The organism is Ramlibacter sp. WS9, assembly GCF_003797765.1.
Classification (GTDB): Bacteria; Pseudomonadota; Gammaproteobacteria; order Burkholderiales; family Burkholderiaceae_C; genus Ramlibacter.
In genome coordinates, this window is record NZ_RKMB01000023.1 from 17,817 (window position 1) to 44,192 (window position 26,376).

The window sequence follows — 26,376 nt, forward strand, 5'->3', positions numbered from 1 at the left end:
TAAGCGCACGTGGCGCGGGCAGCGCTACGGCACCGCGTGAGATTTTTGAAATCAGGTGCTGACGAAATTCACCGGCAGACCCGGCACGTCGACCTGCGCGGCGATGATGCAGCCACTTTGCGGCAGCGCCTGCAGTTCTTCCGGGGGCCGGTTGTAGCTGGCGCTGGTGACGAACAGCGTCCGCAGGTCATCGCCGCCGAAGCACGGCATGGTCGGGCAGCGCGCCGGAACCGGAATGTCCTGCAACACTTCGCCCGAAGGAGACAGCTTGAGGATGCGGCCGCCTTCGAACATGGCCACCCAGTAGTTGCCCTGCACGTCCACGGCCGCGCCGTCGGGCCGGCCGCCGTAACCCGCGTCGCCGGTCTTCCAGCCGTCGGGTTTGCCGGGAAACTGGTGAAAGACACGATGGTTGCTCATCGCGTTGGTCTGTGCGTCCCAGTTCCAGGCGTAGATGACGTGATGCGTCGTGTCCGACCAGTACACCGTGCGCGTGTCCGGCGACCATGCGAGGCCATTGGCGATGACGCCGTTGTCGGCCTTGAGCTCGATCACCGGCTCGCCCCCGTTGCCGGCGCTCGCGCGCAGGTCGACGCTGTACAGCTCGGCGGCGCGCCGGTCGCGCGGCTCGTACATGGTGCCGGCCCAGAAGCGCCCCTGCGGATCGGCCTTGCCGTCGTTGAAGCGCGTGGTCTTCGGGTCGTGGCCGAAGCGCGCGATCAACGCCAGCGCACTCCCCCAACCCGCGGCACGGTAGATGCCGTCGCGCAAGGCGATGACCAGGCCGCCACCGCGCACCGGCGCGATGCAGCCCGGGTCCATCGGCAAGGGCCAGCTCTCCGTGCTGCCGGTCGCCGGATCGGCCCTGCGGATCTGGCGGCCGGGGATGTCGACCCAATAGAGCTTGCGTTCGTCCGGATGCCAGAACGGCGACTCACCCAATTCATCGCGCTGCGCGACCACGGTCCGCCATTCCATCATTTCACACGCTCCACATTGATCGTCATCTGTGCCGAAAGCGATTCGCCCGGCTGCAGGATCGCCAGGCCCAGGCTGGCGGCGTCGGCGCCCGCGTCCACCAGGTTCACCGCGTTGTTGACATGGCTCACCGGCTCGATGGCCACGAAGTCGCGCGTCTCGTTGGTGAACACGACGAGCCGGCTCAGGTTGGACGTGACCGTCACATGCAGCATCTCGTCGCGCAGGTGCACCGAGCCCGTCCAGCCGTCGAAGCAATGGTCGACGTCGAGGAAGGCGCAGTCCACGTCCAGTCCCGCCGCGGCTTCGCGGTGGGTCGGCAGCTTGTCGTCACCCATCTCCCAGCGGCCGGCGGCTTCGAACGACACATGGCTGCGCGTGCGCTTGACGAAGTACGGGTGCCAGCCCAGGCCGGCGGGCGCCGGGTGAGGCGACTGGTTGGTGAGCGACAGCGTGAACTCCAGCGCGTTCGCGCGCAGCCGCAGTGTCTGCGAGCTGTCGAACGCGAACGGCCATGAGGCGTCGGCCGGGTGCTCGTACGCGAGCATCGCAAAGCTGCCGTCGCTTTCGAGAACTTCCCACGGCCGCTGCCAGCCCACGCCATGGATGGCGTGCGGCTCGGCGCCGTTGTTGCGAACCAGAGGATGCTGTGTGCCCTGCCACAGCAGGGTCGCCTGCGCCACGCGATTGGAAAAGGGCACGAGCGGATAGCTGCCGGACTGCCGCGCCGAGGCAAGCTGCGCGGCCGGTGCGGAGCGCAGCACCGGCTCGCCGTCCAGCCACAGGCCGGCGATGCAGCCGCCCAGGCGGGGCTCGATCTCGCAGCGCAGCGCGCCGGACTTCAGTTCGATCATGGGTAAGCGTTGCTCCTGCGGACCATTGTGCCGCGCCTTGGGGCCGCCGGGTACAAGCCGGTAACACGTCGCGCGGCGCCGGCCGCATGGCCGGGTCGTAGTCGTGCCCGCAGTCATCACAGCGTGTCCAATGCTCTACTACGGTTTGCTTTGGAGCGGGCAATTGCGAGTTGCCCCGGTAATTTCTTCGACGGAGCAGTGCGTCCGAAAACAAAGCGCAGATCGGCGCCTAAACTCATAAAAACAACCAGAAATGATGAACTACGCCGACCTTCGAATCTCGCGCGCAGCTAAGCGGCGGTCGTTTGCGCGTTGTTCAGACCTCCCCAGCATGATCAACATCGGCTCATGACGACAACTACAGCTCCCCCCTCGACCAGCGGATCTATCGGCTTCCTCCATCCCGGAGAGATGGGCTCCGCACTGGCAACCCTGGTCAAAAGCAACGGCTTCACCCCCTATTGGCTTGCCCAGGATCGCAGCGACGCCACCCGCAACCGCGCACTGCGCGCCGCCATGACCGAAATCGCCACGATCGAGGCATTCTGTCAGCACAGTGGAATCATCATCAGCATTTGCCCGCCCCACGCGGCAATGGATGTTGCCAGGCAAGTGGCCAGACAGGGGTTTACCGGGGTTTATATAGATGCCAATGCCATATCCCCCACTCACGCCCGCCAGGTGAACGACATCATCGCGTTGGGTGGTGGTCGATTTGTCGATGCCGCTATTGTCGGGCCGCCGCCGGGCAAGAGCACAGACACCCGCCTTTACCTCAGTGGGGAATCAGTGGCAGAAATTGCCCGCTGTTTTGCCAGTCCAGGGCTCAGGATCATCAATCTGGGCGCGGAAATCGGCAGAGCGTCGAGCCTGAAGATGTGCCATTCCGCCATGCACAAGGGCCAGCTGGCCATGCTCATCGCCACCCTGGCCGGTGCGGAGAGCCTGGGAGTGCGCCACGAGCTGACCGAACTCTGGGGAGCCAGCGCCAATACCGCCAATCTGGCGCGGGGCATGGACGAAAATTTTCGCCGCCTGGCCAAGGCCTGGCGCTTTGCCGGGGAGATGGACGAAGTGGCGGACACCTTCGCCGGCGCAGGACTGCCCGCCCAGTTCCCTGTTGCCGCCGGCGAAATCTTCAGCCGCCTGTCCACACTCCCGGACGCGGTCACGAAAACCCAGGTATTCGAGCTACTGCTGGACACCACGCCCAGCAAGACCCGATAAGAGCACAACGGCCCCATGCCGCAAAACCCTTCACAACCGTTCCTGATGCTGGATAAGCAGCATCGCACCTATCAGGGCATGGCCTACGGCCAGCGCCAGTCAACCCTGGTGGTATCCCTCAGGATTCAACCGTTGCCGACCTTGAACTTCCCCGCCATAGACGACCACATGGCAGAGTGGATCATCAAACCTTATCTTGACAGCGACGACACAACCGATGCCACAACCGCCCTCTTGCGGAGAATCCACCACTGGCAGGCAACTATCCAGGAGGAACACAGCATCCCGGTGTTTGGCGATTGTGTTGTCGATAGAGATAGCCGCGCCGGGGAAAATGGTCAGGAGCGCTATCGACTGGCGCTCTCTTTTATCCATCCCAAGGCCAGCATAGCCGCGCTCGATTGGATCCTCGATGCGCTCAATGCGCTACTGCAAAACCCGGCAGTGCCCGCCGCTGCGAGAGGGCGAATCACCCGGGGGTTTACCCAGCTGAAAGCCGATTTGCGGCCCTATGCCATCCGCGGCACCAACATGATGCATTTTCTCGCCGCAGCCCATGACCAGGGCATGTGGTGGCACAACCTGAACGGCGGCACCTACTGTATTGGGATTGGCAGCAACAGTCGGTGGTTGAGCAGCTCCATTACCGACAAGACACCCAATCTTGGCGTGGCCATCGCCAAGAACAAAACGGCCTCCGCGATCGTGCTCGGCAAATATTGCCTGCCGGTACCCAAGCATCGCCTGGTCAATAGCGAGAAAAACGCCGTGGCCGTTGCGCAGCAGCTTGGCTACCCGGTGGTGATCAAACCGGCGGACAAGGATCAGGGCATCGGCGTTTTTGCGGGCCTGCGCGGCGAGCGCAGCCTAAGGATCGCCTACCGCGCCGCCAAAGAGGTTTCCAGCCACATCCTGGTGGAGAAACACCACCACGGTGAGGACTACCGCTTTACAGTGATGGCCGACCGCGTCATCAAGATCATGCACCGGAAGCCGGGCCAGGTCACCGGCGATGGCCAACAAACCGTGGCCCAATTGGTTGCCCAGGCGCAGGCGAGCGAGGATCACCAGCGCGCCTTGCGGCGCACCGGCAAAATGCGTTTGCAGTTGGATGCCGAAGCGCTGGAACTGCTTGAAGACCAGGAGTTGACAACGGAATCCATTCCAGCCATCAACGAAATGGTCCTGCTGAGAAGAAAAAGCAATATCTCTTCTGGCGGCAGCCACGCCTTAATCCCCGTCGAGGCGGCTCATCCAGACAACTGCACGCTGGCCATTCGGGCCGCCAGTATTCTCGGCTTGGACATTGCCGGCATTGACCTGATCATGCCGGATGCCAGGGAATCCTGGTTGACGACGGGAGCCATCATCTGCGAGGTCAACGCCCAACCCCAGATCGGGTATCGGGATACGCCGGGCATCTATAAGGACATGCTGCGGGAGCTGGTGCCGGGAGCAGGTGCCATCCCCGTGCATTTACTGCTGACCTCCGGACAGCCTGCCAGCCAGATTTTTGAAGCGGCTCAACAATGTGCTGACAAGCTGGGCTGCAATGCCTTCTCCACCGCAAGCGGCATCTGGATTGATGGACATCAGCAGGGCTGGCACCCAGAGAACAGCTATCGCGCCGCCCACGCGCTGCTCCTGGACAAAGGCGTTCACTGCGCACTGTTGGCACTCGACGCCAGGGACACCGCCACGTTCGGCCTGCCCATTGCCGAATTCTCCACCACCACCGTGCTGAAGGCGGCCAACGCCAGCGCCGCCCAGCAGCCAACCCCGGAACTCGAGCAAGCCCTGTCGCTTTTGCAGGCTCATCTCCAGACGCTCAACAATCAGCGGCGCACCGCCGAAGATTCCACGACCTCTCCGTAAGAGGCAAGGCGAATCCAGGTAAGACTCCATGAAACCCAAAGTTATTGCCATCGGCGTCGACGCCCCCAACGGCAACCAGATAAAAACCTGGCTAGCACGAGGTGAATTGCCCCATATCAAGGCAATTTTCGACCAAGGTGCCAGTGGCGATGTAGTCCACACCAAGCGCTTTCGCAATGAAAGATGTTGGGATACTTTCCTTTCCGGGCGGGATATTGGGTCTTTTGGATCGTCATTCCTGCCCGACAGCTATGGATATTTCAACGAATCCTTGCAGCGGGAAGATCGCTACAGGCCGTTCTACGCCCTGGGCGAGCCATTCAAGGTATGCATGTTCGATCTCCCTGCGACCCTTGTTGCGGGCGTTAGCGGCATTCAAATCTCAGGCTGGGGAAGCGAACTGAATGTTGCCGCACCCCTATCCCAACCACCAGAGCTGATCGCGCAACTGCGCAACCGGTATGGTTCAGACCCCAAGCTGGCGGAATCCATCAAGGTCTACGACCATCAGACACAAGAGGTGGAATACTCCTACGTGCTGCCATCCGCCTACGACCTGGACGCTGTGCTCGACTTCAGGTCGAAACTGCTGACCGCCGTTGACCGCCGCACCGATATCTGCCTTGATTTACTGGCCCGCGATGATTGGGATCTGTTTCTCGCGCTCTACGTCGAGAGCCATACCGCAAACCATATCGGCTGGCACCTGGGTGAAAAACATCCTCTGTCCGAGGCAGATTCTTCAGGCAACGTCCAGCTGGAAATTCTGCGAGCTATAGACCTATCGATCGGACGGATTGCCAAGGCGCTGCCCGAGCATGCCACCGTCTTGTTCTACACCATTGACCACACGGCAGCGAACAGCATGGATGTGCCCAGCATGGCGCTACTTCCCGAGCTGCTCTACCGCTGGAATTTTCCCGGGCAGCAGGCTCTGGCAGTCGGCGATTTGGCCCATCCGGTTCCCGCCATGAGAAGGGATTATCGCCGCCACTGGAAGCAGGAAGTCTGGTCTCTCGCCACCGACCAGGGCAGGCGGCAATTGGCTTCGCCCAGTCAATTGGAGACCAACGGCAACCCCACGAGCTGGAATCCTGCCACCTGGTATCAGCCGCTGTGGCCAACCATGAAAGCATTTGCCCTGCCCTCGGTTTCCGACGGCTATGTGCGCCTCAATGTCCGGGGACGGGAAGTTCAAGGCATTATCCCGCCCGAAGATTTCAGCCATGAGCTGGCGAAGATCTCCGAACTCCTGGAGCGGGCCGTCAACCCCAGAACCGGCCAGCCCATCGTCAAGCAACTGATTGCCACCAGGGAGAAACCCGGCGACTCCCCCCCCATCCCGCCGGATCTGATTGTCTGCTGGAACGATCAATTTCCCGCTGATGTATTGGACAGTCCAGAGTGCGGTCGCATCGGCCCACTGCCCTATTTCCGCTCCGGCGGCCATGTCGCTCACGGCACCCTGGTGGAAAATCTCTTTGCGGTCCGCGGCCCAGGCATTGCCCCCGGACTCAGGACGAGGCGCGGCAATCTGGAGGATATGCCCGCCACGATCCTTGACCTTCTGCGCGCCCAAGCACCCAGTGGTATGACCGGATCATCACTGCTGAATCGAGACCAAGTGACTTAATGCGCGTTACTCTGCACGACTACAGTACCGATCCACTCCTCCCCCAGAAGGATGGCGTCAATCTAGCCCACGAGAATATCGCCGCGTTGCTCAGGGATAACGTCTGCGCGGATCTGGCGGTGACATTCCACGACATCAACCGACTGCTCGCCGACGACGCCCATGCACGGGAACTTCTCGCGGCTGCGGATTGCGTCATCAGCAATATCGGGCCCCATGCCCACTACTACTTCTACCTGCGGGAAAAATTTAACCTTCAATTCAACATCATCCGCGATGTGAGAACCGCCATCTGGAGCAGCTACCTGCTCCAGGAGCATCTGGTGGCACCTTATTTGAGAGCGGGCGATATGTTGATGGTGGCCAGTCATTACACGCGGGGAGTTTACGAACGGATATTCCCCCATCTTCAGCGGTACAGCACCTTTCGCTGCTACCCGCTGACCGTGGCGTTTCCAACCGAACTGCCACCGCGCCAGCACATGGCCGACCGAGGTGACGACACCTTCGTCCTCGGCTATATCGGCAGATTGTCGGAGGACAAAAATTTTCCCGATCTCGTGCAATTGCTGATCACCCTCAACAAGGAGCATTCACGGAAATACAAGCTGGTGGCCTGCGGCGACATCCATTCACCGAGCTGCCACCCCGAGCTTATTCAGGCAAGAATCAAGCAGGAACTGGGAGCAGGCGACTACTTTCAGTATTTGCCACCCCAGTCGAATGGCCAGATTTGGGAGCTGTACCGCCGATTCGATGCCATGGTGTTTCCCAGCACCTCCAACCTGGAAACCCTGGGACGGGTGCTGGTGGAAGCCAGTTACGCAGGGGTTCCTGTCATCTGCGGCAAACACGCCGCAGCCCCCGAACTGGTGCCCGCCAGCGCATTGTGTAGTGTGGACTACCTAACGGATAGAGCGTTCAGCAGTCACTTCGACCACAGCCTGGGCAGAGTGAATATCGAGGATATGGTCAGCGCCGTCGCCAATCCCGATTTGCAGCTGCCGGATTGCCATCTTGACTACCTGCGCCATCCCGACAAGTTCCTCAAGACGTTGATGTGGAATGCCAACCACCCAATGCCCCAGAACGAAACCTATGTCTTGGCGCCGGAGCAGGCTGAATTTATTGCCAGACTGGCTGTGGTGATGCCGGAAGCCTTGAACTTGAGTCATGCTCATGACCTGATCGCGAAGCTGACGCCCTGGTTCATCAACCTGCAACACCAGGACTCTCCCGAGCGAGCAGCCTTATTGGCACAGTTGGCAGAGATCAGCCGCTACCCAGAACGCACCCAAGTGTTTATTGCCAAAAGTGCGGCGACAGCGGGAGATTTCACCAATGTGGGTGGCATTGATATCGAGCTCTGTCATGTGGCGGGGTTCTACCCGGAGTTCAGCTTGACGTCCAGTGCGCAGTCGGGCTTGGGGTAGGCTTCACCGCGGATTGCGTTTCACTCCATTCAGGCTGCCTCCAAAAAAAAACGGCCCGCCGAGCCGAAGCTCTTGCGGGCCGAACATCCAAAGGAGACTTGCTTTTTTATGCGGGGCCGCGGCACCACCGAAGCGGTGCGCGCGGCAATGAGTCCTTAGCGGTTGTACGCGGTTTCGCCGTGGGACGAGATGTCCAGGCCTTCGCGCTCTTCCTCTTCGGTGACGCGCAGGCCGATCACCAGGTCAACAACCTTGTAGGCGATGAACGCAACGACTGCCGACCACACCAGCGTGGTCAGGACGGCTTGCGCCTGGATCCAGACCTGGGCGCCGATGCCGGGGAAGTCAGCCGGGTCGCCGCACTTGTTGGTGACGTAGTTGCAGATGCCGACGCCGCCCAGCGAGGGCGAAGCGAACACACCGGTCAGCAGCGCGCCCAGGATACCGCCCACGCCGTGCACGCCAAAGACGTCCAGCGAGTCGTCGGCGCCGAGCATGCGCTTCAGGCCGTTCACGCCCCACAGGCAGACAATGCCGGCCAGCAGGCCGATGACGATCGCGCCCATCGGGCCGACGAAGCCGCAGGCCGGGGTGATGGCCACGAGGCCGGCGACGGCGCCGGACGCGGCGCCCAGCATCGAGGCCTTGCCCTTGGACAGTGCTTCACCGGCGATCCAGGAGAGCGTGGCGGCGGCGGTGGCGACCAGCGTGTTCACGAAGGCCAGCGCGGTGACACCGTTGGCTTCCAGGTTGGAGCCGGCGTTGAAGCCGAACCAGCCCACCCACAGCAGCGCGGCGCCGACCATCGTCAGCGTGAGGCTGTGCGGTGCGAACGACTCCTTGCCGTAGCCGACGCGCTTGCCCAGCACATAGGCGCCCACCAGGCCGGCGACACCGGCGTTGATGTGCACCACGGTGCCGCCCGCGAAGTCGAGCGCGCCCTTGGCCCACAACCAGCCGGCTGCGGCGGTGACCTTGTCGAGCGATGCCTTGTCGGTGATCGCGTCCGGGCCGTCCCAGTACCAGACCATGTGGGCGATCGGCAGGTAGCTGAACGTGAACCAGATGACGCAGAACAGCAGCACGGCCGAGAACTTGATGCGCTCGGCGAAGGCACCGACGATCAGCGCGCAGGTGATGGCCGCGAACGTGGCCTGGAAGGCGACGAAGCTCAGCTCGGGAATCACGACGCCCTTGCTGAACGTGGCAGCGATGGATTCCGGTGTGACGCCCTTCAGGAAGACCTTGTCGAAGCCGCCCATGAAGGCATTGCCGCCGGTGAAGGCGACGCTGTAGCCGTACAGGACCCACAGCACGTAGATCAGCGACGTTACGACGAAGACCTGCATCAGCACCGACAGCATGTTCTTGCTGCGGACCAGGCCGCCGTAGAACAGCGCCAGGCCGGGGATGGTCATCAGGATCACCAGCACGGTGGCGACGGTCATCCAGGCGGTGTCGCCCTTGTTGGGCACCGCGGCCGGTGCGGCCGCGGGTGCGGGCGCAGATGCCGCGGCGGCAGTTGCGGCCGCGGCCGGAGCCGACGCCGTCGCTGCCGCGGCGGGAGCAGCCGCTTCAGAAGCAGCCGTGGCCGCAGGTGCCGCGGGTGCTTGCGCGAAGACGGCCGAGCCGCCCGCGAGGAGACCCAGGCCCAAGGCCAGGGAGGCAAGAAGTTTTCTCATGTTCGTCTCTCTGTTGTGAAGGGGGTCGCTGTGTTACAGCGCCTCCTTGCCAGTTTCGCCGGTGCGGATGCGCACGACCTGCTCGAGGTTGTAGACAAAGATCTTGCCGTCGCCGATCTTGCCCGTGCGGGCCGCGGCTTCGACGGATTCGATGACGCGGTCGACGAGCTCGTCGGCCACCGCCGCCTCGATCTTGACCTTCGGCAGGAAGTCCACGACGTATTCCGCACCGCGGTACAGCTCGGTGTGGCCCTTCTGGCGGCCGAAGCCCTTGACTTCGGTCACGGTGATGCCCTGGACGCCGATGCCCGAAAGGGCTTCGCGCACCTCGTCAAGCTTGAACGGTTTGATGATGGCCGTTACGAGTTTCATGTCTCTTCTCCTTTGGGTGGGACAGCTTAGAAGCTGTACTTGGCGCCCAGGACGAGGCCGGACTTGCCGGTGAACTTGCCTGCCGGGGTGAAGTACACGGAGTCGTCGGCGTCGGTGCCGACCAGCGCGGCGCTGGCGGAGAAGCCGTTGCCGAAGTCCTTGCCCACGGTCACGGAGTAATCCGTGTACGAAGCGGGCGAGAAGTTCTTGACCTTTTGGTGGCCGACGTGCGGAGCCAGCGACCAGCCGTTGCCCAGGTCGAACGTGGCGCTCAGGTCCAGGTAGCCGCTGCCCTTGGTGTCGGCAAAACCGAACAGGTTGGTGACGGCGTGCGAGTACTTCAGCGTTGCGGGGCCGTAGGTGCCGGCGCCATAGATTTCGGTCGTGTTCGGGCTGACGGACAGGTCATGGCTGGGGTACTGATACCGCAGGACGCCGACGTCGTAGCCGATGGGGCCGGCCGTACCCTTGTAGCCGCCGTAGATGTCCCATTCCACCGAAGCGCCGCCGCCAGCGTCCTTGATCCACTTGATCGTCGAAGCCCAGGTGCCCAGGTAGAAGCCGCTCTTGTGCGCGAAGTCGATGCCGCCTTGCAGGGCCGGCTTCAGGCGCGACTGGGAGATGCCGCGGTAACGGTAGTCGGTCACGACGCCCACGTTGTACGAAAGCGTGTAATCGGGTTCCGGTGCCTTGGTCTGGGCGAACGCGGCGCCCGAGAAAGCCAGAGCGGCCAGAACCATTTTTTGGGTCGTCTTGAGTTCCACTGAGTTCTCCGATGAAAAGAAAAAGGTATTGAACTCAGCTCTAAGCAGGAAAGGTGCCAAAAGTCACAACTCCTGTCCGGCAGGTCCACGGACCCCTGGTCCGCAGCGTTAACCGTGAACGTGGCGGCAAATTAACGCAAAACCGCACCGCTATGGTGCGATCTTGTTCTTTTTCAGGCACCAACGGTAAACACGCACCTAAACGGGGAGGGATTGCGAAGTGAGCTTGTCTTTGGTGCAAAGTCGCGCCCTGCTCGGGCTGCAGGCGGCCGCTGTCACCGTGGAGGTGCACCTGGCCAATGGCCTGCCGAGCTTCACGCTGGTGGGGCTGGCCGACGTGGAGGTGAAGGAAGCGCGTGAGCGGGTTCGCTCGGCGCTGCAAAACTGCGGTTTGGAGTTTCCGCATAACAAGAGGATCACGGTAAACCTGGCACCGGCCGACCTGCCCAAGGATTCGGGCCGGTTCGACCTGCCGATCGCACTGGGCATCCTGGCGGCCAGCGGCCAGATCGACGCCGCCAAGTTGGCGGGTTGGGAATTCGCGGGCGAGCTGTCCCTCTCCGGGGAACTGCGGCCGGTGCGGGGGGCGCTGGCCATGAGCCTGGCGCTGCACAGCGCGGGCGCGCAGGCGCGGCTGGTGTTGCCGCCCGGCAGCGCCGAGGAGGCGGCGCTGGTCCCGCAGGCCCAGGTCTACCGGGCCGACCACCTGCTGGACGTGGTGAAGCAATTCCTGCCGGGCGAACCCGCCGAACCAGGCGAGGGCTGGTCGCGCGTCGTCACGCAACCCGCGGCCGCACCGGCAACCTACCTGGACCTGGCCGACGTGAAGGGCCAGGCCGGCGCCAAGCGGGCGCTGGAGATCGCGGCGGCTGGCGGGCACAGCCTGTTATTGCTCGGCCCGCCGGGTTCGGGCAAGTCCATGCTGGCGCAGCGCTTTGCCGGCCTGCTGCCGCCGATGACCGTGGACGAAGCCCTGGAGACGGCCGCCGTTGCCAGCCTCGCCGGGCAGTTCACGCTGGCCCGCTGGGCCGTGCGGCCGACTTGCAGTCCGCACCATTCCGCGAGCGCGGTGGCGCTCGTCGGCGGCGGGTCACCGCCACGGCCTGGTGAAATTTCGCTCGCCCACCACGGCGTGCTCTTCCTGGATGAATTGCCCGAATTTCCACGCGCCGCCCTGGAAGCATTACGTGAACCGCTGGAGACGGGCCAGATCACCATCGCCCGCGCCGCGCGGCGATCCGAATTTCCCGCGCGGTTCCAGTTCGTCGGGGCGATGAACCCCTGCCCCTGCGGCTTCCTGGGTGCGACGCACAAGGCCTGCCGCTGCACGCCCGACCAAGTCGCGCGCTACCAGGGCAAGCTGTCCGGGCCGCTTTTAGACCGCATCGACCTGCACGTTGAAGTGCCGACCTTGCCGCCGGACCAACTGCTTGCCGCACCGCCGGGCGAATCAACGGAGGCGATCCGCATGCGTTGCGGGACGGCGCGAGATCGCGCGATTCAACGACAAGGCAAGGCGAATCACGCATTGCAGGGCAAGGAAATCGACACCCACGTCGGGCTGGAAGACGCCGCCGCGAAATTCCTCAACATTGCCGCGGCGCGCCTGGGTTGGAGCGCCCGCTCAACGCATCGCGTTCTGAAGGTGGCGCGCACGATCGCGGACCTAGCCGGCGCAGGCACCACGCAGGTCGCGCATGTGGCGGAGGCGGTGCAATATCGGCGGGGGCTCGGCCGCGGCGGGTAAAAGCGGCGCGGGCGCAACACGCGGGCGGAACAACACGCACATGCCACGCACATTTCGGAACCTGTGCCGCCACGAGCATCAATAATCGAAGCTCAACAGGAAATTCCGTTCATGCATCGGTTCATCGACAGGTCGATCACGGCTCGGCTGACCGCCATTGCGATGGCCGTGTGGGTGTTCGATACCGGCGCCCAGACCGCGCGGACCGCCACCAGCCTGGTGGACCTGTCCCTGGAGCAGCTCGTCAACATCGAGGTGACGTCCGTGTCCAAACGGCCGCAGCGGCTGGCCGACGTGTCGGCGACCGCTTATGTGATCACCGCTGATGACATCCGGCGCTCCGGTGCCACCAGCTTGCCCGAGGTGCTGCGCCTTGCGCCGAACCTGCAGGTCGCGCGCGCCGACGCCAACCAGTACGCCATCACGGCGCGCGGCTTCAACAGTGTGCTGTCGAACAAGATGCTGGTCTTGATCGATGGGCGCACCGTGTACTCGCCGCTGTTCTCCGGTGTGTTCTGGGAAGCGCAGGACGTGATGCTCGAAGACATCGAGCGCATCGAAGTGATCAGCGGGCCGGGCGGCACCTTGTACGGCGCCAACGCCGTGCAAGGTGTGATCAACATCATCAGCCGCGGCGCGGCCGAAACGCAGGGCGGGGTTGTGAGCGCCGGCGCAGGCACCCGGGACAAGGCGCTGGCGGCGCGTTACGGCCGCACCACGGCGGGTGGCACCGCGTGGCGCGCCTGGGCCAAGGCAACGCACCGAGAGCACTCCGAGCTGGCCAGCGGCGCGGCGGTGCGTGACGAAGCATCGATGTCGCATGCCGGGTTTCGCGCCGACCACGGCGACGGCACCGACCACGTCACCGTCCAGGGCGACCTGTACCGCAGCACCATCGACCAGGCGCCGGCCGAGCGGCGCATCTCGGGCGCCAATTTGCTGGGCCGGTGGGCGCGCGAGCTCTCCGGCGGCAGCAGAGCCCAGGTCCAGATGTATTTCGACCGGACCGAGCGCGACCAGCCGGGCACACTGCGCGACACCCTCGACACCTGGGACATCGACTTCCAGCACCTGTCGCAGCCCCTGCCCAGCCACGACCTGATCTGGGGCGGCGGCTGGCGGCACCTCGACGACCGGGCGGAGAACATCAATGCTGCCGCATTGGCACTGCTGCCCGCCGCGCGCCGGATGACGCTGTGGAATGTGTTCGCGCAGGACGAATTCGCGCTGGCGCCGCACCTCAAGCTGACGTTCGGGCTGAAGCTGGAGCACAACGACTACACCGGCATGGAGTCGCTGCCCAACGCGCGCCTGGCCTGGGAGCTCGCGCCCAACCACCTGCTGTGGGGTGCGGTGTCGCGCACAGTGCGCACGCCGGCGCGGATAGACCGGGACTTCTATTCTCCCGGCACGCCGCCCTTCGCCATCGCCGGCGGCTCGCGCTTCGAGTCCGAGGTGTCGAAGGTTTTCGAGATCGGCTACCGCGGCCAGCCGCTGCCTTCGCTGTCCTATTCGATGAGCGTGTTCCACCACGATTTCGACAAGCTGCGGTCGGTGGACGCAGCGCCGGGCGGCGCCACCTTCAACAACAACTTCGAAGGCACGCTGGACGGCCTCACGTCATGGGCCCGCTGGCGCGTGAACGATCATTGGCGCGTGAACGCCAGTTATGCACGCCTGAAGCAGCGCTTCGAGGCCAAGGCCGGCACGGCCCCACTGGGCGGTGTGGCGTCGCTGGGCAACGACCCGCCGCATCGCTGGACGCTGGGCGCATCCCTCGACATCGGCGCCTCCATGGAAGTGGACGTGCAGGTTCGCCACTCCGCTGCACTGCCCAGCCCGGACGTGCCCGCGTACACGGCGCTCGACGCGCGCTGGGGCTGGCGCGTGCGGCCCGATCTCGAGCTGTCCGTGGCGCTGCGCAACATTGGCGATTCGCGCCATGCCGAATGGGGCAGCGCGCCGGGTCGCGCTGAACTGCGCCGAAGCGCATTTGTCAAAGCCGTGTGGCACTATTAACCATCCGCCATGCACTCCTGGCTGTACCGAATGCTGCGACCGGCCCCGTTCCTGCGACGATGTGCGTGCGCGCTCGGCGCGGCCGTTCTGCTGCTGGCCGCCGGCGGCGCGATGGCGCAGCCGGCCCTCGAACGGGCAAGTGAGGCGCTCGTCAAGGCGGCCTTTCTGCACAAGTTCGCGAGCTTCGTCGAATGGCCCCCAGGGCAATTCGAAAAGGCCGACAGCCCGTTGAAAATCGGCATCCTCGGCAACGACGCGATCTGGCAAGATCTGAGTGAACTGGCGAAGGACCGCGACCGCGATGGCAGGCCGGTGGTGGTCACCCGCCTGAAGGATGGCGACCCGCTCACCGGCTACCACATCCTCTACATAAAGACGACCGCCGCCCGCATGACGGAGCTGCTCCAGCAGGTGCCCGAAGGCGTGCTCACGATCGCCGACTCCGACGGAGCCCATCCGCTCGGCAGCGTCATCAGCTTTTTCGTCGAAACCGGCAATGTGCGCTTCGGCATCTCGGTGGACTCGGCGACACGGCAGAAGCTGCGGCTCAGCCCGCGGCTGCTGGCCGTCGCGCGCAACGTGCAAGGCAGCCTGCCCGCCGCCGAACGGCTGGCCTACCTGCGAAGGGTTCCGCAGTTTTGAACAATGAACGCCGGCTCGTGGGCTGGCTCTCGCTGGGCCAGCTGATCACCTGGGGCAGCGTCTTCTACACCTTCGCGCTGTTGATGGAGCCGGTGGAGCGCGAGCTGGGCCTCACGCGCGCGCAGTCCTCCCTCGCCTTCAGCCTCGCCTTGCTGGCCGAGGGCGCGCTGGCGTACCCGGTGGGGCGCTGGATCGACCGCGGCCACGAGCGCGCGGTGATGACGGGCGGCTCGCTGTTGGTGGCAGCCTGCCTGTTGCTCCACAGCGTAATCACCACCACCGCCGGCTTCTATGCGGTGTGGATCGGCCTGGGCGCGGGCCTCGCCGCCACCTTGTACACGCCCGTCTTCGCGGTCGTGACGCGCCGTTTCCCCAACGATTTTCGCCGTGCGATCATCACGCTCACGTTCCTGGGCGGCCTTGCCAGCACGGTGTTCATACCGCTGTCGGCGTGGCTGATCCAATCACTCGGCTGGCGGCATGCGCTGTGGGTGCTCGCGGCGCTGCAGTTGCTGGTCTGCGCGCCGCTGCACGCCGTGTGGCTGCGCAACGCGCCGCCGGCGCGCGCGGTGGCCAGCGCAGGCGACAAGGCGCCGTCGGTCGACGTTTACCTGCGCAGCGCGCCTTTTCTATTGATCGGCGTGTTCGTGGTCGGCATGATGGGTGTCACCGCCGCATTGCCGCCGCACATGATCAGCCTGCTGCGCGGCACGGGCCTCGCCGAGGCCTGGGTGATCGCCATCCCCGCCAGCATCGGCCTGGTCCAGGTGTTGGGGCGGCTGCTGCTTTTTTTCTTTGAGCACCACTTCGACCTGCACGTCGCGAACCGCGTGATCCCCACCCTCATTCCGCTGGGGCTGGGCGCGCTGCTGGCCGGTGCCGGGCATCCTTGGGCCGCGCTGCTCTTCGTCGTGCTGTATGGCCTGGGCAACGGCATGATGACCATCGTCAAGGGCACGGCCATCGCGCAGTACGTGAGCCGCGAGCACGTCGCGTCCCTCAACGGCGCGCTCGGCCTGCCGTCGGCACTGGCACGCGCGGTTGCGCCCATGCTCCTGGGCCTGTTGTGGACCGCCGAGGCGGGCTACGTGTGGGGACTGTGGCTGCTGCTGGCGATGAGCGTCGCCGCCGTGGTGGCGCTGTTCCTGGCGCAGCGCAGGGCGCTGGCCGTCACCTGACGCTCAGAGATTCGGTGCGAGCAGCCGCTGCAGTTGCGCCACCTCGGCGCCGCGCCGCGCCGCCTGGTCCTGCAGCTGGTCCTCGCCGATCTTGCCGACGTTGAAATAAACGCTGTCGGGATGGCTCAGGTAGAAGCCGCTGACGCTGGCGGCCGGCATCATGGCCAGGCTCTCGGTCAACTCCATCCCCACGTCGTGCGCTTGCAAGACATCGAACATGTCTTTCTTCACGCTGTGGTCGGGGCAGGCCGGATACCCGGGCGCGGGGCGGATGCCGTGGTACTTCTCGCCAATCAGGTCTTCGGCGGTCAGAGACTCGTGTGCAGCGTAGCCCCACAAGTCCTTGCGCACGCGCTCATGCAGCGCCTCGGCGAACGCTTCGGCCAGCCGGTCGGCCAGGGCCTTGAGCATGATCGCGGAGTAGTCGTCGTGGTCGTCCAGGAAGTACTTCTCTTTCTTCTCGGTGCCGATGCCGGCCGTCACAGCGAACATGCCGACGTAGTCGTTGGCCACGCCCTTCGGCGCCACGAAATCGGCGAGGCAGCGGCTGGGCCGCATCACGCCTTCAACGGCCTGCTTTTCGGTTTGCTGGCGCAGGCCATGCCAGGTCATCGCGACCTGGCTGCGGGATTCGTCGGTGTAAAGCGCGATGTCGTCGTCGTTGACGCTGTTGGCGGGCCAGAAGCCCATGACGCCGTTGGCCGTCAACCAACGCCCTTCGATGAGCCGCTTCAGCATGCGCTGGCCGTCGGCGTAGACGCGTACGGCCTCCGAACCCACCACTTCGTCCTTGAGGATGCCGGGGAAGGCGCCGGCCAGGTCCCAGGTCTGGAAGAACGGGCCCCAGTCGACGTACTTGGCTAGTTCACTCAGGTCGAAATTCTTGAAGACCCGCCGGCCGATGAACTTCGGCACCGGCGGCGTGTAGCCGCTCCAATCAACCGGCGTCTTGTTGGCGCGCGCCTTGGCCAAGGGCCACAGTGGCACCTGCTTCTTGTTGGCGTGCTGGAAGCGCACCTTGTCGTAGTCGGCATTGACCTCGGCGATGTACTTGGCGGCCTGGTCCGACAGCAGCCCCTGCGCCACGCTCACGCTGCGCGAGGCATCCGGCACGTAGACCACAGGGCCTTCGTAGTGCGGCGCGATCTTCACCGCCGTGTGCACGCGGCTGGTGGTGGCGCCCCCGATCAGGAGCGGAATCTTCTTGATGCGGAAGTGGTCGTCCTTCTGCATCTCGGCCGCGACGTACTGCATCTCCTCCAGTGAAGGCGTGATCAGCCCCGACAGGCCGACGATGTCCGCACCCTCGACTTTGGCCCGCGCCAGGATCTCGTGGCAGGGCACCATCACGCCCATGTTCACCACTTCGAAGTTGTTGCACTGGAGCACGACGGTGACGATGTTCTTGCCGATGTCGTGCACGTCGCCCTTCACGGTGGCAATGATGATCTTGCCCTTGGCCTTGACGTCCTCGCCAGCCGCGGCCTGCTGCTTCTTTTCTTCCTCGATGTAGGGGATGAGGTGGGCCACGGCCTGCTTCATCACGCGCGCCGACTTCACCACCTGCGGCAGGAACATCTTGCCCTGGCCGAACAGGTCGCCCACGATGTTCATGCCGTCCATCAGCGGCCCTTCGATCACGTGCAACGGCCGGCCACCCTTGGCGAGCACCGCCTGGTAGGCCTCTTCGGTGTCGGGCACGATGAAGTCGGTGATGCCCGACACCAGTGCATGCGACAGACGCTGCTCCACGGTGCCGGCGCGCCATTCGTTCTTCTTGGTCTCGTCCTTGGCGCCGCTCTTGGCGCTCTCGGCGATCTCCACCAGCCGCTCGCCGGCGTCCTCACGGCGATTGAGCACGACATCCTCGACCCGCTCGCGCAACCCGGGCTCAAGCTCGTCGTACACACCGACCATGCCGGCGTTGACGATGCCCATGTCCATACCGGCCTGGATCGCGTGGTACAGGAATACCGTGTGGATCGCTTCACGCACCGGATCGTTGCCGCGGAACGAGAAGCTCACATTCGAGACCCCGCCGCTCACCTTCGCACCCGGCAGGTTCTGCTTGATCCAGCGGGTGGCGTTGATGAAGTCGACCGCGTAGTTGTTGTGTTCCTCGATGCCGGTGGCGATGGCGAAGATGTTGGGGTCGAAGATGATGTCTTCCGGCGGGAAGTCGATCTCGTCCACCAGGATGCGGTAAGCCCGTTCGCAGATTTCGACCTTGCGCTCGTAGGTGTCGGCCTGGCCTTTCTCGTCGAAGGCCATCACCACGGCCGCGGCGCCGTAGCGCTTGACCAGACGGGCCTGCTGCTTGAAGCCCTCCACGCCTTCTTTCATGGAGATGGAGTTGACGATGCCCTTGCCCTGGATGCAGCGCAGGCCGGCCTCGATCACTTCCCACTTGGAGGAGTCGACCATGATCGGCACGCGCGCGATGTCCGGCTCGCTGGCGATCAGCTGCAGGAAGCGCACCATCGACGCCTTGCTGTCCAGCATGGCCTCGTCCATGTTGATGTCGATCACCTGGGCGCCGTTTTCGACCTGCTGGCGCGCGACGGCCAGGGCTTCCTCGAACTGGCCGTTGAGGATCATGCGGGCGAACGCCTTGGAACCGGTGACGTTGGTGCGCTCGCCGATGTTGACAAACGAAGCTATTGGGGACTGACCTTCAGCTCTGTCCCCAACCGATTGAGCGGGGCCGATCGCAACCGGCTCCAGGCCGGACAGCATCATCGGGGGAACGTGGGCTTCAGACATCTCTCACCTAGTGCAACTGGGGGTTGGTACAGGTGAGCGCGGTTAGGAAATCCCAAGCCTGACGTTAAGCATTTTGCTTAGTCGCTGCAGCGCTCCTTGGGCTAGCATGATTCTAAATGCAGCCCGCCAATGCCCTTACTCCCCCCGTGCCAGGCATCCTCGGCCGGATCTTCGGCCGCAAGCCCGCCGAAGCCGGGGATTCGCGCGTGCCGAGACAGCGGCTGCGGTCGATCGCCGGCTCTTCGGCGGCGGACCGTGCAGCGGAGCTGCTGTCGGCCCCCAGCGCGCTGATGCAACTGAGCCATGCGGAGGCCCGCACCGTCGTGGCCTACATGCGCCCGCACAAGATTCCGGAAGGACAGACTTTCATCCGCGAAGGCGACACGGACGACACCGACTTCATGCTGCTCCTGCTGGACGGCGAAGTGACGATCGAGACCATCGTGGTCAGCCGCACCGCCCCGATCACGGTCAGCGTGCTCGGGCCGGGCAGCCTGATCGGCGAAATGGGCCTGCTGGACGGCGCGCCGCGGTCGGCGTCGTGCACCGCCATGTCCGATGTTCGCTGCGCTATCCTGACGCGCGACGCGATGAACCACCTGCTCAACGATGAGCCGCGAACGGCCGCCAAGCTGATGATGGCGATCTCCCTGCGCATCACGCAGCGCATGCGCGAGAACCAGGACAAGCTCAAGCTCTACGCTCAGCTGACGCAGGCGATGAACGAAGAGATCAACGACTTGATGCCGCTTTGAGGGCTTTGTGGACCAGGGCCCCGTTGACCGCCCTAGAATCGCAGGGCCATGACGACCCTTCTTTCCCTGCTGGCTTACGCGCTGGTCGCGACGCTGCTGCTCGCACTCATCTATGCGTCGCGGTCAGCCCGCCTGCAGCATCGCTTCCGCAAGCTCGGCGCCCTCAAGGGCCGGCACGTCGATGAAGTGATCAAGTTCGCGGGCGAGCCCAGCCACCGTTCGCGCATGTCGGCCAACCGCGAGGTGCTGGAATGGCGCCGGGTCGGCTTCCATATCGCGCTGAGCTTCACCGACGGCGTCTGCGACGGCGTGGACCACGTACCTGAGAGGTGAACCGGGGCTGTGATGTGGCTGTCACAAACGGTAAGCAGAATCGGCCGCCATGGCCAAAGACTACAACTCCATGGAGGACAGCAACCGCTCCTCCAACCGAAACATCCATGAACTCTCGGACCCTTCCCGGCGCATCGTCCTGAAGGGCGGTCTGGGCAGCGCCCTCGGGGGCCTGCTGGCGCCGCTGGCGGGCACGCTGGCCGGCTGCGCCACGATGGCGGGCGACGGCTCCTTGCTGGGCTTCAAGAGCGTCCCCCTCTCCAGCGCCGACAAGCTGACCGTTCCCGAGGGCTATATCGCCGAAGTGATCGCGGCCTGGGGCGAGCCGGTGGGCCTGTCGGGCGACAGCCCCGCGTTCAAGACCGACGCGTCCAACACCGCCGCCGAGCAGGAAGCCCAGATGGGCATGCACCACGACGGCATCCACTTCTTCGCGCAAGATGGTTCGAAGACCGGCCTCCTAGTGATGAACCACGAGTACACCGACGACGGCCTGCTGCACCCCGACGGCATGAAAACCTGGACCGCGGCCAAGGTGCACAAGGCACAGGCCGCGCACGGCGTCTCGGTGATCGAGGTCGAGCAGAAGGACGGCAAATGGCAGATGGTGCGCCCCTCCCCCTGGGCGCGCCGCATCACGGCGCGCACGCCCATGCAGGTGACGGGCCCCGCCGCGGGTCACGCCCTGCTGCGCACGGCGGCGGACCCGTCGGGCACGCGCGTGCTCGGCACCTTCAACAACTGCGCCAGCGGCATCACGCCCTGGGGCACGTACCTGACCAGCGAAGAAAACTTCATCAACTACTTCAATGGGCCGGACCAGCCCAACGCGCACGAGCGCCGCTGGGGCCTGCGCAAGGGCGGTGCGGGCTACCGCTGGCACGAGCACGACGAGCGCTTCGACGCGACGCGCCACCCCAACGAGCCGAACCGCTTCGGCTGGGTGGTGGAGATCGACCCCTTCAATCCCAGCTCGACGCCGGTCAAGCGCACGGCGTTGGGCCGCGCGGCGCACGAGGGCGCGACGGTGGCGGTGACGCGCGACCAGCGCGCCGTCGTCTATTCGGGCGAGGACTCGCGTTTCGAGTACATCTACAAGTTCGTCAGCCGCGACCGCATCAAGCCGGGCGGCTTCCGCGAGAACGCGCAGCTGCTGGACCACGGCACGTTGTACGTCGCGCGGTTCGACGCCGACGGCACAGGCCGGTGGATCGCCCTCGTGCACGGCCAGGGGCCGCTCACCCCCGCCAACAGCTTCGCCGACCAGGGCGAGGTGCTGATCAAGACGCGCCAGGCCAGCGACCTGCTGGGCGCCACCAAGATGGACCGGCCCGAATGGATCGCCGTGGACAAGGACGGCTGGGCCTATTGCACGCTGACCAACAACGCCAGCCGCGGCACCAGCGGCCAGCCCGGCGTCGATGCCGCCAACCCGCGCGCCAACAACACCATGGGCAACATCATCCGCTGGAAGGACGAAGGCGACTTCGACGGCACCCGCTTCCGCTGGAACCACTTCGTGATGGCCGGCGACCCGGCCAACGAGCGCGCCGAAGCCAAGGGCAACGCCAACGGCGACGCCTTCGGCTGCCCGGACGGCCTGTGGGTGGACGGTCGCGGCGTGCTGTGGGTCCAGCTGGACATGTCCACTTCCGCCATGGGCAAGGGCGACCTGGCCAAGCTCGGCAACAACGCCATGCTGGCCGCCGATGTGCGCACCGGCGAAGTCCGGCGCTTCCTGGTCGGCCCGGCCGGCTGCGAAATCACCGGCGCCACGGCCACGCCGGACGGCCGCACGATGTTCGTCAACATCCAGCACCCGGGCGAGACCGCCTCGGAGCGGACCAGCCCGGACCAGCCGCGCGGCATTTCGAACTGGCCCGATTTCCGTCCCGACGGCCGCCCGCGCTCGGCCACGGTGGTGATCCGCAAGGCGGACGGCGGCGTGATCGGGACCTGAGCCGCGAGGCTCATCCCCAGCCTGCCGCAAGGCTCACGCCCCGGCCGGCCGCTAGATCGGCAGGTCCGCCTTCTTCAAGGTGCGTAGAACGAAACTCGACTTGCTGTGCCGGATCCCCTTGATCTTGTACAGCTGTTCCCGCAGCAGGCGTTCGTAGTCTCGCGTGTCCTTCACCGCGACGCGCAGCAGGTAGTCGTAGTCGCCTGACACCAGATAGGCCTCGACCACTTCGGGAATCGCGGCCAGCGTCTCGCCGAACTTCTCCAGCGTGTTGTCCGAATGGCTGTCCAGCGTGATCTGCACCAGCACGGTGTCGGTGAGGCCCAGCGCTTCCGCGTTGAGCCGCACGGTGTAGCCCTCGATGACGCCGGCCTGTTCCAACTTGCGTATGCGCTCCCAGCAGGGCGAGCTGCTCAGTCCCACGGCGTTGCCGATCTCCTGCAGGCTCGCCCGGCTGTTGGACTGGAGCGCCTTCAGAATTTTTCGGTCGAGATTGTCCATACAGGAAAATTTCTCGCAGTATGAGGAAGACGCCGGATTATCTTCTGATGTAACCCAATTGTAAATAAATCACTTGAAGGCTAACGTCTTGTTACGTACATTTCACCCTCGCTAGACGGCGACAAGGAGAAATTCATGGCGAGAAGCACGGCACCGGCAATTACCGGCAACCACCTCAAGCGGCTAACCGAGGACGGGCATCACACGTCAGCGGGCGGAGACCTCGACATCAAGAATGGCCCGGATCTCTTCCGTGCTTTCGAGACCATCGAAGGGACCTACGGCAGCTTCTCGATCAATGAAACCGGGGTGTGGACCTACACGCTGGACAACAGCCGCGAGGCCACCCAGGCCCTCACACGCGGCGACACCGTCTACGACTGGTTTTACGCCGAGGCCGCGAATGGGTCGGTCGGACAGGGCGTCGTCGTGAAGATCAGTGGCGCCGTGGACGCAGAATCGGCCCCGACCACTGAGGTTGGCTTGATGGGCGTTCCCGATTTGATCGCTTGATTCAGGAAATTCATCTGCCGAACGCGCATGTGGCAGATAAAAGAGCAAGAATTTTGGCGGTAGTCCGCAGACACTACAGATGTCGAGCTTGATTACCGGCAAGCAAGGCTGACAAGGGCCCAGCGGGTTACCGCCCGTTGGGCCGCTTGAGGAAATCAGCGCGTCTAGGCCGCTTCCTTGTAGAAGAATTCGCGCCGCAGCGAACGCGCCGCATGCGGCGTCACCGCCTCGCGGATCGCACCGATGTGCTCCGGCGTGGTGCCGCAGCAACCCCCCACGATGTTCACCAATCCTTCGGCCGCGAACTCTCGCAGCAGGCGCGAAGTCACTTCCGGCGTTTCGTCGAAGCCGGTTTCGGCCATCGGGTTCGGAAGGCCCGCATTGGGATAGCAGCTGATGAAGGTATCCGGGGCGGCGCGATTGAGCTCCTGGATATAGGGGCGCATCAGCGCCGCTCCCAAGGCGCAATTGAGGCCGACCGCCAAAGGCCGCGCGTGACGAACGCTGTACCAGAACGCGGTGACGGTCTGGCCGCTCAGGATGCGGCCGGAGGCATCGGTCACCGTGCCGCTGATGATGAGCGGCAGGCGCTCGCCGGACTTCTCGAAATACTCGTCCACGGCGAACAGCGCCGCCTTGGCATTGAGCGTATCGAAGATGGTTTCGATGAGCAGCAAGTCTGAGCCGCCTTCGGTCAAGGCCTGGGCCTGCTCGTAGTAGGCGGCGCGCAACTGCTCGAAGTCCACATTGCGCGCGCCCGGGTCGTTCACGTCCGGGCTGATGCTGGCGGTCTTGGGCGTGGGGCCGAGCGCGCCGGCGACGAAGCGCGGCTTGTCGGCGGTGGAGAATTTGTCGGCCGCGGCGCGCGCGATCTTCGCGGACGCCAGGTTCATCTCGTACGCCAGGCCGCCCAGCTCGTAGTCGTCCTGCGCGATGGTGGTCGCGCCGAACGTGTTGGTCTCGATGATGTCGGCGCCTGCCGCGAGGTAGCCCTCGTGGATGTCGCGGATCACGTCGGGGCGCGTCAGGCTCAGCAGGTCGCCGTTGTTCTTCAGGTCCTTGGGATGGTCCTTGAAGCGTTCGCCGCGATAGTCGGCTTCCGTCAGCTTGAAGCGCTGGATCATGGTGCCCATCGCGCCATCGAGGATCGCGATGCGTTGCTCGAGGATGCCCGGCAGGGCCTGGCCACGGGTGTAGGTGATGGGCTTCATAGTGCCCTCATTTTAGGGGCCGACCCTTTTTCCCTGGACAATACGGGCCATCTTGCAGGCCACCCCTCTCTCCCCCCAATCCGTTCTCCACGAAATCTTCGGCTACGAGCAGTTCCGGGGGCCGCAGGCCGCCATCGTGGATCATGTCATCGACGGCGGCGACGCCCTGGTGCTGATGCCCACCGGCGGCGGCAAGTCACTGTGCTACCAGATCCCGGCCATCGCACGGCAACGCGCGGGCCAGGGCGTGGCGATCGTGGTGTCGCCTCTTATCGCGCTGATGCACGACCAGGTCGGCGCGTTGCACGAAGCGGGCGTCGAAGCGGAGTTTCTCAACTCCACGCTGACCGGCGAGCAAGCCAATGCCGTCGAGAAGCGCATGCTGCGCGGCGAGATCACGCTGCTGTACGCGGCGCCGGAACGGGTAACGACGCCGCGCTTCCTGGCGCAGCTCGACTCGATGTACGAGCGCGGCAAGCTGAGCCTGTTCGCCATCGACGAAGCACATTGCGTGAGCCAGTGGGGCCACGACTTCCGGCCGGAGTACCGAGCGCTCACGGTGCTGCACGAGCGCTATGCCAATGTGCCGCGCATCGCGCTCACCGCCACGGCCGACGCCATCACGCGCGAGGACATCCTCGAGCGCTTGCAACTGGCGGACGCCCGCCAGTTCATCAGCAGCTTCGACCGGCCCAACATCCGCTACACCATCGTCGAGAAGAAGGACGCCACCACGCAGCTGCTGCGCTTCATCGAACGCGAGCACGAAGGCGACGCCGGCATCGTCTATTGCCAGTCGCGCAAGCGGGTCGAAGAGATTGCTCAGACACTCAGCCAGCAAGGTATCCGCGCCCTGCCCTATCACGCGGGATTTGATGCGGACGTTCGGCAAACCAACCAGGACCGCTTCCTCCGCGAAGAAGGCATCGTGATGGTGGCGACCATTGCGTTCGGCATGGGCATCGACAAGCCCGACGTGCGCTTCGTGGCGCACCTGGACATGCCGAAGAACATCGAGGGCTACTACCAGGAGACAGGCCGCGGCGGCCGCGATGGCCTGCCTGCCGCAGCCTGGATGGCTTACGGCCTGCAGGACGTGGTGAACCAGCGCCGCATGATCGACGAAAGCCCGGCGGGCGAAGACTTCAAGCAGGTGATGCGCGGCAAGCTGGATGCGTTGCTGGCGCTGGCCGAAGCCACCGATTGCCGGCGCGTGCGACTGCTCGGCTACTTCGGCGAAGAGTCGACACCTTGCGGCAACTGCGACAACTGCCTCAACCCGCCAGACGTGTGGGACGGCACCGACGCCGCGCGCAAACTGCTGTCCACCATCTACCGCGTGCAGCAGCAAAGCGGCATCAGCTTCGGCGCCGGCCACGTGATGGACATCATGCGTGGCAAGAAGACCGAGAAGGTGGCGCAGTTCGGGCATGAACGCCTCAGCACATTTGGCATCGGCGCCGAATTCAGCGAAGCGCAATTGCGCGGCGTGCTGCGGCAGCTGATTGCCACCGGCGCGCTGGCAGTCGACGGACAGGCATTCAACACGCTCCAGCTCACCGAAGGGTCGCGTGCGGTGCTGAAAGGCGAGACGCCGGTGCAACTGCGCGAATCGGTGTCGTTGCCGGCCGATTCGCGGCGACGCAAGGGTGCCAGCGCAAAGACGGCGCCCGCTGTTGCGGCGGGGCTCACCGACTCAGGGCAGACCCGCTTCGCGGCGCTCAAGGCGTGGCGCGCCGAAGTCGCACGGTCGCACAATCTGCCGGCCTATGTGATCTTCCACGACGCCACGCTGGCCGCGATTGCCTCGATGGCGCCGACCAGCTTGTCCGACTTGCAGGGCATCAGCGGGATTGGGGCGAGCAAGCTGGAGAAGTACGGCGAGGAAGTACTTCGCGTCATAAACACTTGACCGCCAGCTGCATCGTTCGGGGTA

At 64.6% G+C, this 26,376-nt stretch carries 21 protein-coding genes and 1 riboswitch; of the genes, 13 read left to right on the top strand and 8 right to left on the bottom strand.

Annotation, left to right across the window (positions count from 1 at the left end; all coding sequences use genetic code 11):
* Positions 1–51 precede the first annotated feature (51 nt).
* Positions 52–978: an SMP-30/gluconolactonase/LRE family protein gene (locus EEB15_RS25495; protein ID WP_141512773.1), complete on the bottom strand. Its 927-nt coding sequence runs from the start codon at positions 976–978 to the stop codon at positions 52–54.
* Entirely contained in the window at positions 978–1,832 is an 855-nt protein-coding gene (locus EEB15_RS25500) for an aldose 1-epimerase (RefSeq protein ID WP_158290228.1), read from the bottom strand. Before EEB15_RS25500 ends, EEB15_RS25495 begins: the two co-directional genes overlap by 1 nt.
* A 348-nt stretch (positions 1,833–2,180) precedes the next feature.
* Between EEB15_RS25500 and EEB15_RS25505 the strand changes: the two genes are divergently transcribed.
* Genes EEB15_RS25505 through EEB15_RS25520 form a run of 4 tightly spaced genes read left to right on the top strand, consistent with a single transcriptional unit; the run spans position 2,181 to position 8,000 of the window.
* Positions 2,181–3,059, top strand: a complete 879-nt coding sequence (locus EEB15_RS25505; RefSeq protein ID WP_141512775.1) for an NAD(P)-dependent oxidoreductase — start codon at positions 2,181–2,183, stop codon at positions 3,057–3,059.
* A gap of 15 nt (positions 3,060–3,074) precedes the next feature.
* Positions 3,075–4,934, top strand: coding sequence for an acetate--CoA ligase family protein (locus EEB15_RS25510; protein ID WP_141512776.1), 1,860 nt, complete (start codon positions 3,075–3,077; stop codon positions 4,932–4,934).
* Positions 4,935–4,962: 28 nt separating this feature from the next.
* Entirely contained in the window at positions 4,963–6,567 is a 1,605-nt protein-coding gene (locus EEB15_RS25515) for a hypothetical protein (protein WP_141512777.1), read from the top strand.
* Complete coding sequence (locus EEB15_RS25520) at positions 6,567–8,000, top strand: glycosyltransferase (RefSeq protein WP_141512778.1); 1,434 nt, start codon at positions 6,567–6,569, stop codon at positions 7,998–8,000. Before EEB15_RS25515 ends, EEB15_RS25520 begins: the two co-directional genes overlap by 1 nt.
* A 155-nt stretch (positions 8,001–8,155) precedes the next feature.
* Here EEB15_RS25520 and EEB15_RS25525 read toward each other — a convergent pair whose 3' ends face one another.
* From EEB15_RS25525 to EEB15_RS25535, 3 genes are read right to left on the bottom strand one after another with little or no spacing between them, the layout of a single operon-like run.
* Entirely contained in the window at positions 8,156–9,682 is a 1,527-nt protein-coding gene (locus EEB15_RS25525; protein WP_141512779.1) for an ammonium transporter, read from the bottom strand.
* Positions 9,683–9,715: 33 nt separating this feature from the next.
* Positions 9,716–10,054 carry a P-II family nitrogen regulator gene (gene glnK, locus EEB15_RS25530; protein WP_141512780.1) on the bottom strand — a complete coding sequence of 113 codons (339 nt, stop codon included), beginning with the start codon at positions 10,052–10,054 and terminating at the stop codon, positions 9,716–9,718.
* Positions 10,055–10,080: 26 nt separating this feature from the next.
* Positions 10,081–10,818, bottom strand: coding sequence for a TorF family putative porin (locus tag EEB15_RS25535; protein WP_370283893.1), 738 nt, complete (start codon positions 10,816–10,818; stop codon positions 10,081–10,083).
* A gap of 220 nt (positions 10,819–11,038) precedes the next feature.
* Between EEB15_RS25535 and EEB15_RS25540 the strand changes: the two genes are divergently transcribed.
* The 4 genes from EEB15_RS25540 (at position 11,039) to EEB15_RS25555 (ending at position 16,404) form a co-directional block, all read left to right on the top strand.
* Positions 11,039–12,565 carry a YifB family Mg chelatase-like AAA ATPase gene (locus EEB15_RS25540; RefSeq protein ID WP_141512781.1) on the top strand — a complete coding sequence of 509 codons (1,527 nt, stop codon included), beginning with the start codon at positions 11,039–11,041 and terminating at the stop codon, positions 12,563–12,565.
* 111 nt (positions 12,566–12,676) lie between these two features.
* On the top strand, positions 12,677–14,584 hold the full coding sequence (locus EEB15_RS25545) for a TonB-dependent siderophore receptor (protein WP_141512782.1): 1,908 nt from the start codon (positions 12,677–12,679) through the stop codon (positions 14,582–14,584).
* Between the two features lie 9 nt (positions 14,585–14,593).
* Positions 14,594–15,226 carry a YfiR family protein gene (locus EEB15_RS25550; RefSeq protein WP_141512783.1) on the top strand — a complete coding sequence of 211 codons (633 nt, stop codon included), beginning with the start codon at positions 14,594–14,596 and terminating at the stop codon, positions 15,224–15,226.
* On the top strand, positions 15,223–16,404 hold the full coding sequence (locus EEB15_RS25555) for an MFS transporter (RefSeq protein WP_233259620.1): 1,182 nt from the start codon (positions 15,223–15,225) through the stop codon (positions 16,402–16,404). Before EEB15_RS25550 ends, EEB15_RS25555 begins: the two co-directional genes overlap by 4 nt.
* Before the next feature lie 3 nt (positions 16,405–16,407).
* On the opposite strand, the gene metH is transcribed toward EEB15_RS25555, so the two are convergent.
* A complete protein-coding gene (metH, locus tag EEB15_RS25560; protein ID WP_233259621.1) occupies positions 16,408–19,167 on the bottom strand; it encodes a methionine synthase in 2,760 nt (919 codons plus the stop codon).
* A gap of 27 nt (positions 19,168–19,194) precedes the next feature.
* Positions 19,195–19,271, bottom strand: a riboswitch (S-adenosyl-L-homocysteine riboswitch).
* Between the two features lie 12 nt (positions 19,272–19,283).
* On the opposite strand from metH, the gene EEB15_RS25565 reads away from it, so the two are divergent.
* The 3 genes from EEB15_RS25565 to EEB15_RS25575 are packed head-to-tail and all read left to right on the top strand — an operon-like array spanning position 19,284 to position 22,215.
* Complete coding sequence (locus EEB15_RS25565) at positions 19,284–19,922, top strand: Crp/Fnr family transcriptional regulator (protein ID WP_141512784.1); 639 nt, start codon at positions 19,284–19,286, stop codon at positions 19,920–19,922.
* 48 nt (positions 19,923–19,970) lie between these two features.
* A complete protein-coding gene (locus EEB15_RS25570; protein ID WP_141512785.1) occupies positions 19,971–20,255 on the top strand; it encodes a hypothetical protein in 285 nt (94 codons plus the stop codon).
* 49 nt (positions 20,256–20,304) lie between these two features.
* The gene (locus EEB15_RS25575; RefSeq protein ID WP_141512786.1) at positions 20,305–22,215 is read left to right on the top strand and encodes a PhoX family phosphatase; all 1,911 of its coding nucleotides are present in this window, start codon (positions 20,305–20,307) and stop codon (positions 22,213–22,215) included.
* 51 nt (positions 22,216–22,266) lie between these two features.
* Here the strand turns inward: EEB15_RS25575 and EEB15_RS25580 are convergent, their stop codons facing one another.
* Positions 22,267–22,716, bottom strand: a complete 450-nt coding sequence (locus EEB15_RS25580) for an Lrp/AsnC family transcriptional regulator (protein WP_141512787.1) — start codon at positions 22,714–22,716, stop codon at positions 22,267–22,269.
* Between the two features lie 135 nt (positions 22,717–22,851).
* On the opposite strand from EEB15_RS25580, the gene EEB15_RS25585 reads away from it, so the two are divergent.
* Positions 22,852–23,229 (top strand): VCBS domain-containing protein, encoded by a 378-nt coding sequence (locus tag EEB15_RS25585; protein WP_141512788.1) that lies wholly within the window; start codon positions 22,852–22,854, stop codon positions 23,227–23,229.
* A 164-nt stretch (positions 23,230–23,393) separates the two neighbouring features.
* On the opposite strand, the gene EEB15_RS25590 is transcribed toward EEB15_RS25585, so the two are convergent.
* Positions 23,394–24,440, bottom strand: a complete 1,047-nt coding sequence (locus tag EEB15_RS25590) for a homocysteine S-methyltransferase family protein (RefSeq protein ID WP_141512789.1) — start codon at positions 24,438–24,440, stop codon at positions 23,394–23,396.
* Positions 24,441–24,492: 52 nt separating this feature from the next.
* On the opposite strand from EEB15_RS25590, the gene recQ reads away from it, so the two are divergent.
* Entirely contained in the window at positions 24,493–26,352 is a 1,860-nt protein-coding gene (recQ, locus tag EEB15_RS25595; protein ID WP_141512790.1) for a DNA helicase RecQ, read from the top strand.
* Positions 26,353–26,376: the final 24 nt, after the last annotated feature.